This window comes from Massilia sp. NBRC 108631 (genome assembly GCF_059704565.1).
On the sequence record NZ_BAAKJE010000228.1, the window covers coordinates 1 to 14284 of the forward strand.

The 14284-nt window shown below is 67.8% G+C and carries 10 protein-coding genes and 3 tRNA genes; 9 read left to right on the forward strand and 4 right to left on the reverse strand.

Translation table 11 applies throughout. The features are described 5' to 3' along the window. Window positions 1–30 precede the first annotated feature (30 nt). The 3 genes from ttcA to AC6H42_RS24890 are packed head-to-tail and all read right to left on the reverse strand — an operon-like array spanning window position 31 to window position 2204. The gene (ttcA, locus tag AC6H42_RS24880) at window positions 31–966 is read right to left on the reverse strand and encodes a tRNA 2-thiocytidine(32) synthetase TtcA (protein WP_497549192.1); all 936 of its coding nucleotides are present in this window, start codon (window positions 964–966) and stop codon (window positions 31–33) included. After that, window positions 966–1364 (reverse strand): dihydroneopterin aldolase, encoded by a 399-nt coding sequence (locus tag AC6H42_RS24885; protein WP_497549193.1) that lies wholly within the window; start codon window positions 1362–1364, stop codon window positions 966–968. Before AC6H42_RS24885 ends, ttcA begins: the two co-directional genes overlap by 1 nt. A gap of 30 nt (window positions 1365–1394) precedes the next feature. Further along, on the reverse strand, window positions 1395–2204 hold the full coding sequence (locus AC6H42_RS24890) for an SDR family oxidoreductase (RefSeq protein ID WP_082552214.1): 810 nt from the start codon (window positions 2202–2204) through the stop codon (window positions 1395–1397). 33 nt (window positions 2205–2237) lie between these two features. Here AC6H42_RS24890 and AC6H42_RS24895 point away from each other — a divergent pair, with 33 nt between their 5' ends. From AC6H42_RS24895 to AC6H42_RS24915, 5 genes are all read left to right on the forward strand, one after another. Then, window positions 2238–3392 carry a class I SAM-dependent methyltransferase gene (locus AC6H42_RS24895; RefSeq protein ID WP_057158381.1) on the forward strand — a complete coding sequence of 385 codons (1155 nt, stop codon included), beginning with the start codon at window positions 2238–2240 and terminating at the stop codon, window positions 3390–3392. A 133-nt stretch (window positions 3393–3525) separates the two neighbouring features. After that, window positions 3526–4554: a J domain-containing protein gene (locus tag AC6H42_RS24900; protein ID WP_497549194.1), complete on the forward strand. Its 1029-nt coding sequence runs from the start codon at window positions 3526–3528 to the stop codon at window positions 4552–4554. Window positions 4555–4744: 190 nt separating this feature from the next. After that, window positions 4745–6334, forward strand: coding sequence for a DUF3369 domain-containing protein (locus AC6H42_RS24905; RefSeq protein ID WP_497549195.1), 1590 nt, complete (start codon window positions 4745–4747; stop codon window positions 6332–6334). Between the two features lie 203 nt (window positions 6335–6537). Then, a complete protein-coding gene (locus AC6H42_RS24910; RefSeq protein ID WP_497549196.1) occupies window positions 6538–8196 on the forward strand; it encodes a response regulator in 1659 nt (552 codons plus the stop codon). Between the two features lie 57 nt (window positions 8197–8253). Beyond that, entirely contained in the window at window positions 8254–9807 is a 1554-nt protein-coding gene (locus AC6H42_RS24915; RefSeq protein WP_057158377.1) for an HDOD domain-containing protein, read from the forward strand. On the opposite strand, the gene AC6H42_RS24920 is transcribed toward AC6H42_RS24915, so the two are convergent. Beyond that, the gene (locus tag AC6H42_RS24920; protein WP_057158376.1) at window positions 9770–13105 is read right to left on the reverse strand and encodes an EAL domain-containing protein; all 3336 of its coding nucleotides are present in this window, start codon (window positions 13103–13105) and stop codon (window positions 9770–9772) included. The two genes, AC6H42_RS24915 and AC6H42_RS24920, sit on opposite strands and share 38 nt — an antisense overlap. Window positions 13106–13330: 225 nt before the next feature. Here AC6H42_RS24920 and AC6H42_RS24925 point away from each other — a divergent pair. The 4 genes from AC6H42_RS24925 to AC6H42_RS24940 all read left to right on the forward strand — a co-directional run. Beyond that, window positions 13331–13414, forward strand: a tRNA-Tyr gene (locus AC6H42_RS24925). A 49-nt stretch (window positions 13415–13463) separates the two neighbouring features. After that, window positions 13464–13537: transfer RNA gene (locus AC6H42_RS24930), tRNA-Gly, on the forward strand. A gap of 38 nt (window positions 13538–13575) precedes the next feature. Continuing rightward, window positions 13576–13650 (forward strand) — tRNA-Thr (locus tag AC6H42_RS24935). 81 nt (window positions 13651–13731) lie between these two features. Beyond that, window positions 13732–14284, forward strand: a 553-nt coding sequence (locus AC6H42_RS24940; protein ID WP_497549197.1) for a GTP-binding protein, incomplete at its 3' end; no start/stop codon positions are given.

Here is a 14284-nt window from a genome sequence, read left to right on the forward strand (position 1 = left end):
GGGCGGGGCGGGCCCCCCCCACGGGGAGGGTTACAGCGGCTGCAGCGGGATGGTGCCGGGCAGGGTGCTCGGCGTGGAGCAGGGCTCTTCGTCGAAGGCGATGTCGCCCAGCGGGTTGGCTTGGCCGTCGGCCTTGATGTCCTTGAAGCCGAACAGGTCGCGGTCCATCAGGTGCGACGGCACCACGGTCGACAGCGACGAAAAGATGTTGTCCACGCGGCCCGGGTGCTTCTTTTCCCATTCGCGCATCAGGCCCTTGATCTGCTTGCGCTGCAGGTTTTCCTGCGAACCGCACAGGTCGCACGGAATGATCGGGAAGCCTTTCACCTCGGCGTAGCGCTCGGTGTCCACCTCCTTCACGTAGGCCATCGGGCGGATGACCATGTGCTTGCCGTCGTCCGACACCAGCTTGGCCGGCATGCCCTTGAGCTTGCCGCCGAAGAACATATTGAGGAAGAAGGTTTCCAGGATGTCGTCGCGGTGGTGGCCGAGGGCGATCTTGTTGCAGCCCAGCTCGTCGGCCACCCGGTACAGGATGCCGCGCCGCAGGCGCGAGCACAGCGAGCAGGTGGTCTTGCCTTCCGGAATCAGGCGCTTGACGATGCTGTAGGTGTCCTGGTTTTCAATGTGGTAGGGGATGCCCAGCTTGTCCAGGTAGGCCGGCAGGATGTCGGCCGGGAAGTTGGGCTGCTTCTGGTCCAGGTTGACGGCCACGATCTCGAAATTGATCGGCGCGCGCTCGCGCAGCGTCATCAGGATGTCCAGCAGCGCGTAGCTGTCCTTGCCGCCGGACAGGCACACCATCACCTTGTCGCCGTCTTCGATCATGTTGAAGTCGCCGATGGCCTGGCCTACCAGGCGGCACAGGCGCTTGTGCAGCTTGTTGTTTTCCAGTGCGATCTTTTCGGCCGACTTGCCGGCCGGGGCCACTGGCGCGCCGGCCAGGTTTTCCATCACTGCGTTCATTACACGTCATCCTTAATGCGGAACACTTCCACGCCCACGCCTTCGCAATCCGGGTAGACGTCCGGTTTCATGGTCGATACGCGCACGGCGCGCACGCGCGGGTGCGCCAGCATGGCTTTGACCACGTCGTCGCACAGGGTTTCCTGCAGGTGCACATGGCCCTCGGCCATGCGGCGCGCGATGGTGTCGCGCATGAAGTCGTAGTCCACCACTTCGTGCAGCTCGTCGGCGGTCGGGGTCGACAGCGCCAGCGGAATGTACAGGTCCACATTGATCAGGACGCGCTGCTCGCCCTTCTTCTCGAAATCGTGCACGCCGATGTTGATCAGCACTTCGTAGTTGCGCAGGAACAGGCGGCGGCAGTCTTGGAGCCGGGGGTGGGTCAGGGCGGACAGCATGGTTGAACTTTCAGTAAAGAGTATAAAGAGTTATTTGGCGAGGAACATCACGTCGCGCGGCGAGGCCTGCAAATGCTGGCCGCCGTCCACCAGCAGGGTGGTGCCGGTCAGCGCGCGCGCGCCGGCCGCGTACAGCACGGCGGCCACGATGTCCTCCGGCGTGCTGGAACGGCCCAGCGGCGTTTGCGTGTGCGCCTTGGCGAAGCCCGCCTCGCTCTGGTCGCCGGACACCAGCGTGATGCCGGGCGCGATGCCGACCACGCGCACTTTCGGCGCCAGTTCCTGGGCCAGCAAGGTCGTGGCCGTGTGCAGCGCGGCCTTGGACAAGGTATAGGACAGGAAGTCGGGATTGAGATTGTACAGTTTTTGGTCCAGCAGATTCAAAACCACGGCCTGGGCCCCGTCCGGCGTGGCCGCGTGCAGCGCCTGCGCCAGCAGGATGGGCGCGGCCACATTGGCCGCCATGTGCGCTGCCAGCCGCGCCTGCGTGAAGTCGGCCGCGCTGTCGTAATCGAACAGCGAGGCGTTGTTGACCACGCAGGCCACCGGCCCCAGCACGCCGGCCGCCTGCGGCAGCAGGCGCCGCACGGCCGCCTCGTCGGCCAGGTCGCAGGGCAGGGCGATGGCGCGCCGGCCCAGGGCGGCGATCTGCGCCACCACTTGCTGCGCCTCGGCCAGCGAATGCCGGTAGTGCACCGCCACGTCCCAGCCGGCGCGCGCCATGCCGAGCGCGATGGCGCGCCCGATGCGGCGCCCGGCGCCGGTCACCAGCGCAACCGGAGCGACTGCGGCCGCCGCCGGCCCGGCCCCTGCCGGGACCGTGTTCTCTGCCTGAGTCATGAATAGTTCCGTCGAATTGTTTAAAATGCCGGGATGTCCCTACCCGCACCCTCTAGCGACGCGCTGGCCGCGTCCCACGCCTTGCAGCACCTGATCGCCGCCGATATCGAGCGCGCGCCGGGCGCCATTCCCTTCGCCCGCTTCATGGAGCTGGCCCTGTACGCGCCCGGCCTGGGCTACTACAGCGGCGGCGCCGCCAAACTGGGCAAGGATGGCGATTTTACAACCGCCCCCGAGCTGACGCCGCTGTTCGGCGCCGCGCTGGCCCGCGTGGCAGGCGCTATTATCGCTCAAAGCGCGCCCCGCATCCTCGAGTTCGGCGCCGGCACCGGCAAGCTGGCTTTCGACATCCTGACCGAGCTGGCGGCCGCCGGCGTGGCGCTGGAGCAGTACGCCATCGTGGAATTGTCGGGCGAACTGCGCGCGCGCCAGCAGGACAAGCTGCGCGCCTTCCCGCAGGTGGTGTGGCTGGACGCCTTGCCGGACGCCTGGGACGGCGTGGTGTTCGGCAACGAAGTGCTGGACGCCATGCCGGTGCACCTGGTGCGCAAGACGGCCGCCGGCTGGCGCGAACTGCACGTGACCGTGGAGGCCGGCCGTTTCGCCTACGAAGAGCACGCGCTGGGCGGCGAGCTGCAGCAGCAGCTGGCCAGCCAGATCGGCGCCGAGCAGGAAGCCGGCTTGCCCGAAGGCTACGAGACCGAGCTGCACGGCACCGCCTGCGGCTTCATGGCCACCCTGGCGCGCATGATGGCCAGGGGCAGCGGCGCGGCCTTCCTGTTCGACTACGGCTTCCCCGGCCACGAGTACTACCTGGACCAGCGCGACAAAGGCACCCTGATGTGCCACTACCGCCACCACGCGCACGCCGAGCCGTTCTACCTGCCGGGCTTGCAGGACATTACCGCCCACGTCGACTTCACCGCCATGGCGGTGGCCGCGCAGGACGCCGGCGCCGCCGTGCTGGCCTATATGAACCAGGCCTCCTTCCTGATCGGCGCCGGGGTCGGCGAGCTGCTGCTGCGCACCGATCCGTCCGACGCTATGGCGTATTTGCCACAGGCAAATGCCCTGCAGCGGCTGCTGTCGCCGGCCGAGATGGGCGAGCTGTTTAAAGTGTTGGTTATAGGAAATAACGTGCAGCTGCCGCCTGCGCTGGCCGCCGCCGACCGCAGCCATCGCCTGTAATTGTACGAATTGCCATGCTTTTCATCGGCTGTTCATCAGTTGTAAGATGGGATTGACGGCCCGGAATCAGCTATGATGGTTGATTCAGCGCGGTCCCCCGTCGCGGCGCGCTTGTCGAAAAGTTAATGGAACGATGGGAAAGATACACACTCACTATGACAACCTGAAAGTGGCGCGCATGGCGCCGCAGGAAGTCATACGTGCCGCCTACAAGGCGCTCAGCCAGAAATACCACCCCGACAAGAATCCCGGTGATGAAAAGGCGGCGCGCATCATGGCCATCCTCAACAGCGCCTACGGCACGCTGGCCGATCCGCAGCGCCGCAAGGAGCACGACGAGTGGATTGCCGCCGAGGAATGGGAGATCGAGTGGCTGGAAAGCACGCGCCACGAGGACGGCCACAAGCCGGCCCGCCACGCGGCACCGGACCACGCCTGGCCGGAGCAGGTGGACGAGCCGCGCGCAGCACGCCCGGCCTGGCGCCGCAACTGGAAATGGGGCGTGGCGCTGGGCGCCAGCCTGATGCTGGGCTGGGTGGGCGGCGTGATGTCGGCCGGCCAGCCGCGCCTGCAGGCCGTGCTGGCCGCCGCGCTGGGCAATAAAAGCGAGTTGAGCGCGTCGGCCGGTGCGCCGGCGGGCGCTCCGTCGTCCTCGGCCGCCGCCTCCGGCGTGCCGGCGCCCGGCGCCCGGCACGACGCCAAGGCCGATGCGCTGGCCGACAGCTGGGCTGTCGCCAAGCCCTACGCCGCCGAGAGCGGCGTGCTGCGCGCGCCGCTGATCAAGGTGGTGGCGCTGTCGCAGGTGGTGCTGCCGGGCACTGCCGCCGCGGCGGCCGCCGATTGCGACAGCGACGGCCAGGCGGCCGTGCTGGCCGCGCCCAACGGCGAGCCGTGGCCGGCGCAGTCCGGCTACGTGGCGGGCTTCCCGATCCAGAACAAGGGCGAGGACATGCAGCTGACGCTGGACAACGGCGGCAACGACTCGCCCGTCTTCATCAAGGTGTACGACCTGGAGCGCAAATCGAATGTGCGCTACGCCTACGTGCTGGCGCGCGACAGCTGGGTGGTCGACAAGCTCGCCGGCGGCAAATACGAAATCCGCTACCAGAACATCGACCCGGCCGCCGACCGGGCGGGCTGCCGGCGGCCGGCGCCGCAGTAATCCGTCTGCGGCCCACGCCGGCGCATGCTGCCGTGCGGCCCGTTTTTCCCATGCTCGGCATGATGTTGCCAGGATGCGGCGCGGCCGACGGCAGGGGTTGTCAGGCTATTAAAATCTGATTATGCTGGGAACCACAGATTGAGCGCCGGCAGAGCGTGTCCGCGCGGCATCGCGCGACCTTGGAGAACGTATGACCGATTCAAACGCTGCAGACGAAAACTGGCTGCTCGACGAGGATGAAGAGGACGCGCCGGTGGCCGGCGTGTCCGCGCCGGACCAGCGCTTGTGGCGCGTGCTGATTGTCGACGACGACGTCGATGTGCACGCGGTGACCCGTCTTGCGCTGCGCAACGTCAGCTTCAAGGGCCGCGAGCTGGAGCTGTTCTCGGCCTATAGCGGGCGCGAAGCCTACGACATCCTGCGCGACACCCCGGACATCGCCCTGGTGCTGCTGGACGTGGTGATGGAAACCGACGACGCCGGCCTGCTGCTGGCGCGCCGCATCCGCGAAGAGCTGCACAACGCCATCGTGCGCGTGGTGCTGCGCACCGGCCAGCCGGGCCAGGCGCCCGAGCAGCGCGTCATCATCGAGTACGACATCAACGACTACAAGGCCAAGACCGAGCTGACCACGCAGAAGCTGTTTACCACGGTGATCTCGGCGCTGCGCGCCTACGAGAGCCTGAACATGCTCGAGCGCAGCCGCGTGGGCCTGGGCAAGATCCTGGCCGGCGCCACCAATCTGTACCAGATCCACTCGCTGCGCGAGTTCGCCTCCGGCGTGCTGAACCAGGTGTCGGCCATCCTCGACGTGGGGGCGGACGGCGTGCTGTGCCTGATGCAGGGCGAGAACGGTCCGGCCACCGTGGTGGCCGCCACCGGCCACTACGCGCCGCTGGCCGACAACGAACGCATGCCGCCCGAACATCCGCTGTGGCCCACTATCGCCAAGGCCTTCGCAGAAAAGAAGAGCCAGTTCGACCATCCCGCCAACGTGCTGTTCATCCACACCCAGGAGCGCGAAGTGGCCATTTCCGTCACGCCGCCCTGGCCGCTGGCGCAGATCCAGCGCGACTTGCTGGAAGTGTTCTGCCAGCGCATCGCCGCCGCGTTCGACAACCTGTACATGTTCGGCCAGCTGCGCAAGGCGCAGGAAGCGACCGTGGTGGCGCTGGCCGACCTGGCCGAGTTCCGCGACAGCGGTACCGGCGGCCACGTGCGGCGGGTGCAGGCGCTGTCGTCGGCGATTGCCGCGCGCATGAAGGAGCGCGGCGTGTACCAGGACGAGCTGACCCCGCAACTGCTGGACATGATAGGCCTGGCCAGCATCCTGCACGACGTGGGCAAGGTGGCCACGCCGGACCATATCCTGCTCAAGCCGGGCGTGCACACGCCGGAAGAGCGGGTGCAGATGCAGACCCACGCCGACGTGGGCCGCACCATCCTGGAGCGCGCCGCCAACATGGTGGACGGGCCCAGCTACCTGCACTTCGGCGCCGAGATCGCCGGCAGCCACCACGAGCATTTCGACGGCCAGGGCTATCCGAACGGGCTGAAGGGGCGCGCCATCCCGCTGTCGGCCCGCATCGTGGCCGTGGTGGACGTGTTCGATTCGCTGCTGCACGAGCGTCCTTACAAGGAACCGTGGCCGTATCCGGAGGTGATGACCTACATCAAGGCCCGCAGCGGCAGCCAGTTCGACCCGGAAGTGGTGCAGGCGCTGCTGGAGGTGATCGAACGCGATCCGCAGCTGGGGCAGCAGCCGCAGTCGGCCAAATAGGCGGCGTCCGGCATGCCCACTGTGGCGGGCCAGCCCCGCCGCAGCCGCATGGCGCGCCCGATGCCCCGCAATTCTCTCCAAATCTCTCCGATGCTCACGCATCCGTACTATACTTTGCCTGTAGGCAGTACGCCGCCGCATCCCTGCGCCGCTGCCATCACGTGCGCCCCGCCCATGCGCAGACGGATAGCGAAACCACCCACATGAACCAATCCACCGGCCTGAGCACCGGCCTGAGCAGCGGCCTGAGCGCGCTCATCATCGAGCCCCATCCCGGCATGCGCGCCAGCCTGCACAATATGCTCAACCTGTGCGGCGTGACCCGTATCGAGGACGCCAGCAGCGCCGGCCAGGCGGTGCGCATGCTCTCCAGCAAGACATACGACATCGTATTGTGCGAATACAGCCTGGACGGCGGCCAGGACGGCCAGCAAATGCTGGAGGACTTGCGCCACCACCGGCTGATCCAGCCGGCCACGCTGTTCTTCATGGTCACCGGCGAGGGCCAGTTCAACAAGGTGGTCAGCGCCGCCGAGCTGCAGCCGAACGATTACATCCTGAAACCTTTCACAGCCGACAATATGCTCGAGCGCATCGCCCGCGCGCTCGACAAGCGCAGCGCGCTGTCCGGCATCCGCCAGCTGGTGGCGCTGGGCGACCAGCGCGGTGCCATCGCCGCCTGCCTGGACGGCGAGCGCGGGCAGCCGCGCTACGCGGCCGACTTCCAGCGCCTGCGCGCCGAGCTGCATGTGGAGCTGGGCGAGCCGGAGCTGGCCGAACCGATTTACGCCGAGCTGTACGCCAGCAAGAGCATCCACTGGGCCCGGCTGGGCCAGGCCAAGTGCCTGTTCCTGCGCGGCGCGCACGCGGAGTCGCAAGCCATGCTGGCGGCGCTGGTGGACCAGAACAAGCGCTTCCTGGACGCCTACGACTGGCTGGCGCGCACCCACGAGGTGGGCAGCGACTGGCGCCGCGCGCAAGCCGTGCTGAGCGAGGCGCTGGAGCTGTCGCCGCACGCGGTGCGGCGCTTGCGCCGCCTGGGCGAGGTGGCGCTGGAGGCGGGCGACCTGGACGCGGCCGAGCAGGCCTGGAAACAGGTGGTCAGCAAGGCCCGCTTCTCCGAATTCCGCGATCCCGAAGACCACGCGCGGCTGGTCTCGGCGCTGGTGAAGAAGGGCGACCCGGTGCAGGCCGCCGCCGTGATCCGCGACCTCGACAAATCGCTGGCCGGGCAGCGCAACACGGCCGTATGCAGCGCCATTGCCTCTGCCATGCTGCACGAATACACCGGCAACGAGGAACGGCTGGAGCAGTCCATCCACTTCGCGCTGGCCGGCTGCCGCCGCGCCAGCGGCCTGTCCAGCGACCTGCGGCTGGAACTGGCGCGCACCTGTCTGGAAGGCGGCAAGCCGGAGCAGGCCGCCGAAGTGCTGCGCGGCGTGATGCGCAACGCCGGCAACGCGGCCGCCATGGCCAAGGCCATGCGGGTGCTGGAGGACGCCGGCCAGGGCGAGCTGGCGCAGCAGCTGGCGGCCGAAAGCCGGCAGGAGGTGGTGGACATGGTGGCGGTGGGCGCGGAGCGCGCCAAGGAAGGCGATTTCCGCGGCGCAGTGGAGCTGATGATGGAGGCGGTGGCCAAGCTGCCGGACAACGGCCAGGTGGTGTTCAACGCGGCCGTGGCGGTGCTCAAGTGCCTGGAGAACACCGGCTGGGACGCGATGCTGGGGCAGGACGCGCTGAACCTGATCGCCAGCGTGCGCCGGCTGGACCCGGTCAACCCCAAGTTGACCGCACTGTCCGCGCTGCACCTGGACATATTGAAGAAATACAACATCCGGGCCGGCAGGCTGGCGGCAATCTAGCGCGGCGCGCGGCGGGCGGCGCTACAATGGCCTTGCCACCTTACCGGACCCAGCGCCATGCCAACAGCAGTCCCTCCGAGTTCCGATCCGCGCACCGACGTGCGGCCCGTCCGCGGCCTGCTGCTGAAGAAACTCTGCAGCGACGAGGGCGTGTTCGCGCTGGGCGTCTCGGTGGGGCGCGTGGTGCAGCTGGTCGATTCGGACGCAGGCGGCACCCAGGAGCTGGCCTACTATGTGCTGTCGGACGCGGCCCTGACGCAAAAGGTGCTGCGCATCGCCAACACGCCGCGCTACCGCAGCGTGGGCGGCATTGCCGTCACCACCATCTCGCGCGCGATTTCCCTGCTCGGCTTCGACAACGTCAAGACCACCGCGCTGGCCATGCTGCTGGTCGACACGCTGGACAACGGCAAGCACGCGCAAAGCGTGCGGGTGGAGCTGGAGGCGGCGCTGTGCGCCAGCCTGATCGGGCGCGAACTGGCGCGCCTGTCCGCCTACCAGGGCGCCGAGGAAGCCTCGATCGGCGCGCTGTTCAAGAACATCGGCCCGCTGCTGATCGCCTCCCAGCAGCACGAGCGCTACCGCGAAATCAATGCGCTGGTGGCCGGCGGCGCGCACAGCGTCAGCCAAGCCTCGCAAATGATACTGGGCAGTACCTACGACACCCTGTCGGCCGCCATCCTCAACGAATGGAAAATTCCGGACGTGATCGTGCGCTCGATCGGCACGCTGCCGCCGGCGCCGCTGCACAAGCCGCCGCCCAGCCGGCAGGACTGGGTGCGGCTGGTGGTGTCGTTCAGCATGGACGCGGCGCGCGCGCTGGCCCGGCCCGGCGGCCTGTCGGCCGACGCGGCGCGCGCGCTGTTCGAGCGCTACGGCGCGGCGCTGGGGCTGGAACGCCAGCGCCTGGAGGACATGCTGGGCGCGGCCCGCGTCGAGATGGACGAGCTGCTCGACAGCCTGCAGCTGCAGCCGGCGCCGCCGCCGCAAGAGGAGGTCACGGCGGGCTTGCCGAACGTGCTGCTGCTGTCGACCATGGACGCCGGCGGCAGCCTGCCCGAGGGGCAGCACGCCAGCGGCAAGCCCTATAACGCGCGCGAGCAGTTGCTGGCCGGCGTGCAGGAAGTGGCGCAGATGCGCGCGGCCGGGCGCTGCAAGGTCAACGAAGTGATCCAGGCGGTGCTGGAAACGCTGTACCGCAGCCTGGGCTTCCGCTTCGCCACCGTGTGCCTGAAGGACGCGCGCAGCGGCAGCTTCCGGGCCCGCATCGCGTTCGGCGAAAAGCACGCCGCGCGCATGGCCGGTTTCGCCTTTCCCATGACGCCCGGGACCGGCAGCGACCTGTTCCACCTGGCCATGCGCAACGACGCCGACCTGATGATCGCCGACGCCGGCGCGCCCAAGATCCGCGACCTGCTGCCGGACTGGCACCGCAAGCTGCTGCCGGACGCGCGCAGCTTCATCGTGCTGCCGCTGGTGGTGCAGGGCGTGCAGCTGGGCCTGTTCTACGCCGACCGCAGCGCGCCCGCGCCGGAAGGCGTGCCGCCCGATGAAACCTCCCTGATCCGCGCCCTCAAAGGGCAGGTTCTGGCGGCGCTGACGCCGCCGTGAGCCGGCGAGCCTGCGCCGCGTACGCCTCGAACTCGGCCACCGGCACGGGCCGCGCGAACAGATAGCCCTGCGCCTCCTCGCAGCCCTTGCTGCGCAGGAACTCGCGCTGGGCCACCGTCTCCACCCCTTCGGCAATCACCTGCAGCCCCAGCGAATGCGCCAGCGCGATCGTGGTGGCGACAATCACCGCGTCGTTCGGGTCGGTCTCGATGTCCTTGACGAAGCCGCGGTCGATCTTGATGCGGTCCAGCTCGAACAGCTTCAGGTAGCTGAGCGAGGAATAGCCGGTGCCGAAGTCGTCGATGGCCACCTTCAGCCCGCGCGAGCGCAATTCGCGCAGCAGCTTGCGGCTGCGCTCCGGATCCTGCATGGCGGCCGACTCGGTGATCTCCAGTTCCAGCAGGGCCGGATCGATGCCGCTGTCGGCCAGCAGCCGGTCCAGCAGCGGCAGCAGGGCGCTGCCGTGGCACTGCCGCGCCGACAGGTTGACCGCCAGCCGCAGATGGCCCAGGCCGCCGTCCCGCCATGCTTGCAGGCGCTGCACGGCGCTCTTCAGCACCCATTCGCCCAGCGGCAGGATCAGGCCGGATTCCTCGGCGATCGGGATGAAGCGGTCCGGCCCCACCATGCCCAGCTCGGGGTGGTGCCAGCGCAGCAGCGCCTCGGCGCCGATCACCGCGCCGCCGCCCAGCTCCACCTGGGCCTGCAGGTAGAGCTCGAACTGGCCCTGCTCCAGCGCCTGCCACAGCCGGCTCTCCAGCAGCAGGCGCTCGTGGGTGGCGGCGTTCATGGCCGGCGAGAAGAACTGGAAGTTGCCCCGGCCCTGGCTCTTGGCGGCGTACATGGCGGTGTCGGCGTGGCGCAGCAGGGTGGCCGCGTCGTTGCCGTCGGACGGGAACATGGCCACGCCCACGCTGGCGCCGCTGTGGATGGTTTTTCCCTGCAGCACAAAGGGGGCGCTCAGCGCTTCCACGACGCGCACCGCCACCTGGCTGGCGCTGTCGGGCGTGATGGGCTGGCTGGCGCTGCCGCCGGCCAGCACGATGAACTCGTCCCCGCCCAGGCGGGCGATGGTGTCCACCTCGCGCAGCAGCTCGCGCAGGCGGTTGGCCACACCGATCAGCAGCAAGTCGCCCACTTGATGGCCATGGGTGTCGTTGATTTTCTTGAAGTGGTCGAGGTCGATGAACATCACGGCGCCGTCGGACTGGCTGCGGCGCGACTGGGCCAGCAGCTGGTCCAGCCGCAGGTTCAGCGACAGCCGGTTGTCCAGGCCGGTGAGCGGATCGTGGTGGGCCAGCCGGTAGATGCGCTCCTGCGACCGCTGCTGCTCGGTCAGGTCGTGCAGGATGGCCACGAACAGGTGCTCGTCCGGCAGCTCCACCTCGCTGACCGACACCGCCAGCGGGAAGGCGCTGCCGTCGCTGCGCCAGCCGGTCGCCTCGTGCTCGTGGGTCACGCCGCTGGCGATGCTGCGCAGCAGGCCGGCGGCGGTGTCGCCCTCGGCCACCGGCAGCAGGTGCTCCAGGCGCAGGCCCGGCATCTGTTCGGGCGCATAGCCGAACAGGCGCCCGGCCGCGCCGTTGGCCGACACCAGGGTGCCGTCGCTGCCGATGGTGAGGATGGCGTCGGCCGCCTTGTCGAGGATGGCCTGCAGCCGGGCCTCGCGCTCGCGCAGGCGTGCCGTGGCGTCCTTGACCTGGGCCTGGATCAGCGCGCGCTCGCCCGAGATCAGCAGCATCATGCCGCCCAGCAGCGCGGTCAGCAGCAGGCCGCAGGTGAGCACGGTCCAGCTTTGCCAGCCGCGCTGGGCCGCCACGTAGTCGGCCGACGGCGCGACTGTGAGCAGGTAGTCGCGGCCGCCGAAGCGCAGCCGGCGCTGCACGTCGCCGGCCTGCGCGGGGGCCTGCGCCGCGCGCGGCAGGCGGTCGTGCATGGTCAGCGGCCGCGCGCCGCCGACGTCCTGCAGCCGCACCTGCAGCGCCGGAAAGTTCACTTGCGCCACCGCGCGTTCGATGTAGGAATCGGCGTGGATGGAGATCAGCAGCATGCCGATGGTGTCGGCGTCGTCGCCGGCCGCGTGCACCGCCTGCAGCAGCACCATGCCTTTCTCGGCGGCGTGGCGGAACAGCGCCACCGGCGCGCTGACGGTGGGCTGGCCGCTGCGCAGCGCCTGGCGCACCGCCTCGGCGCGCACCGGCTCGCTGAAGAAGTCGATGCCGAGGTAGCGCTTGCTGCTCATCGGCTCGATAAAGACCGACACCATGTACTGCGGGCGCGCCGCAGCGCGTTGCAGGCGCTGCGCCGCGTCTCCTTCGCGCACCTCGAAGTTCGGTTCGATGACTTGCTTGCCCCACTGCTCGAAGGCCGGGCGCTGCGCGTGGCTGAGCGGCTTGAGCCAGCTCATCGACAGCAGCTCGGGACGCTTGTCGAGATAGCCGGAGGCGAAGTTGCTGAAGTCGTTGGCGCTGAGCGCGCGCTGCGGATCGTTGAGCGCCTTCGACATGGCGTAGATGAAGCGTTCGTGCTCGCTGAACTGCGCCTGCAGCTGGTCGCCCAGCTGCTGCGACTTGAGGCGGAAGGTCTGCATCTGCTGCGCGTTCTCCCAGTGTTCGACCTGGAAGTAGATGGCCACGAACACCGCGCTCGACACCAGCAGCGGCAGCCCGACCAGCCAGCGCCGGCGCCGCCACAGCGGGCGCGGCTGGCCGATGGCGATCCAGGTCAGCGGCGCGGCCAGCAGCATGCCGGTGGTGTCGCCCAGCCACCAGGTGAACCAGTTGACCGGCAGCGCCGCCGGCGCCAGCGTGCCGAGCAGGCCGCTGGCGCCGATCGCCACGCTGCTGCTGACCAGCGCGAGCAGCGGCGCCAGCAGCAAGAAGCCCAGCACGTCGCGCCCGCGCCCCAGCGCCGGCTGCAGCGCGCGCCGCAGCACCAGCATGGCGATCCACGCTTGCAGCGCGGCGCCGGCGCCGGACGCCAGCGCCGCGCCCAGCGGCAGCCCGCCGGGGAAGGTCAGCGCGCCGGAAGCGCCCAGCGGGATCAGGTTGACCAGCACCGCGCCCAGCGCCACGGCCGGCAGCAGGCGCGGCCCCAGCGTGAACACGGTGGCCAGCGCGATGCCGGCCGGCAGGAACAGCGGTGTGGCGTAGGCGGCGCCCAGCGCCATCTCCAGGCCCATGCGGCCGGTGGCCACATAGGCCAGCAGCAGGGCGGCGTTGGCCAGCAGCGTGCCGGCCCATGGGGTCTTGGCCGGCGGCGCGGGTGGCCGGCGGCGGGGGAGGACTTGTGTTTCCAAACTGGCTCCAGTGTCGGCAGGGCGTGCGTCAAAGACCCATGAATGGTGTCGATTCTATAAGAAATCATTCAACTTAAAAACAACACTTGCACATTCACATTCTTGTGATTACAATCTCGCCCCGAAGCAGACGAAACATCGCAGCTTGCAGGTGGAACGGTAAAACGAACTGCAAACTAGTGTTGACAAGTCAAAGAAGTTGCTTCATACTCTGCGGTTCCTCGCGGAGGGGTGGCCGAGTGGTTAAAGGCGACAGACTGTAAATCTGTTCTTTCGAGTACGCTGGTTCGAATCCAGCCCCCTCCACCAAGTTTTTGCAAGAAAACTGAGTGATAGCAGTGAAGATGATCTAAACCTCGCGGGTGTAGCTCAATGGTAGAGCAGAAGCCTTCCAAGCTTACGACGAGGGTTCGATTCCCTTCACCCGCTCCAGTTAGCTTGCATCTATGTGGTACATCGCAACAAATAAAGCCCTTGTAGCTCAGTGGTAGAGCACTCCCTTGGTAAGGGAGAGGCCACGTGTTCAATCCACGTCAAGGGCACCAGAATTCGCAGTACCAATATCGGCAGTATCTTCAGACAGTCGGGCGCGTGCCCTGCACACTTATCATTGTTAGGAGTCTAAAATGGCAAAAGAAAAGTTCGAGCGGACTAAGCCGCACGTGAACGTTGGCACCATCGGTCACGTTGACCATGGCAAGACCACCCTGACCGCTGCAATCGCAACCGTTCTGTCGAAGAAATTCGGCGGCGAAGCCAAAGCATACGACCAGATCGACGCTGCACCAGAAGAAAAAGCACGCGGCATCACCATCAACACCGCGCACGTTGAATACGAAACCGCCGGCCGTCACTACGCTCACGTTGACTGCCCAGGCCACGCCGACTACATCAAGAACATGATTACCGGTGCTGCGCAGATGGACGGCGCGATCCTGGTTTGCTCCGCAGCCGACGGCCCAATGCCACAGACCCGCGAGCACATCCTGCTGGCCCGTCAGGTTGGCGTGCCATACATCGTTGTGTTCCTGAACAAGTGCGACCTGGTCGACGACGAAGAGCTGCTGGAACTGGTTGAGATGGAAGTGCGCGAGCTGCTGTCGAAATACGAGTTCCCAGGCGACGACCTGCCTATCATCAAGGGTTCGGCACGTAAAGCACTGGACGGCGACACCGGTC

Excerpts from the sequence above, each read along its gene's own strand:
- ttcA (WP_497549192.1), bottom strand. The coding sequence starts at position 966 with ATGAACGCAGTGATGGAAAACCTGGCCGGCGCGCCAGTGGCCCCGGCC.
- AC6H42_RS24885 (WP_497549193.1), bottom strand. The coding sequence starts at position 1,364 with ATGCTGTCCGCCCTGACCCACCCCCGGCTCCAAGACTGCCGCCGCCTG.
- AC6H42_RS24890 (WP_082552214.1), bottom strand. The coding sequence starts at position 2,204 with ATGACTCAGGCAGAGAACACGGTCCCGGCAGGGGCCGGGCCGGCGGCG.
- AC6H42_RS24895 (WP_057158381.1), top strand. The coding sequence starts at position 2,238 with ATGTCCCTACCCGCACCCTCTAGCGACGCGCTGGCCGCGTCCCACGCC.
- AC6H42_RS24900 (WP_497549194.1), top strand. The coding sequence starts at position 3,526 with ATGGGAAAGATACACACTCACTATGACAACCTGAAAGTGGCGCGCATG.
- AC6H42_RS24905 (WP_497549195.1), top strand. The coding sequence starts at position 4,745 with ATGACCGATTCAAACGCTGCAGACGAAAACTGGCTGCTCGACGAGGAT.
- AC6H42_RS24910 (WP_497549196.1), top strand. The coding sequence starts at position 6,538 with ATGAACCAATCCACCGGCCTGAGCACCGGCCTGAGCAGCGGCCTGAGC.
- AC6H42_RS24915 (WP_057158377.1), top strand. The coding sequence starts at position 8,254 with ATGCCAACAGCAGTCCCTCCGAGTTCCGATCCGCGCACCGACGTGCGG.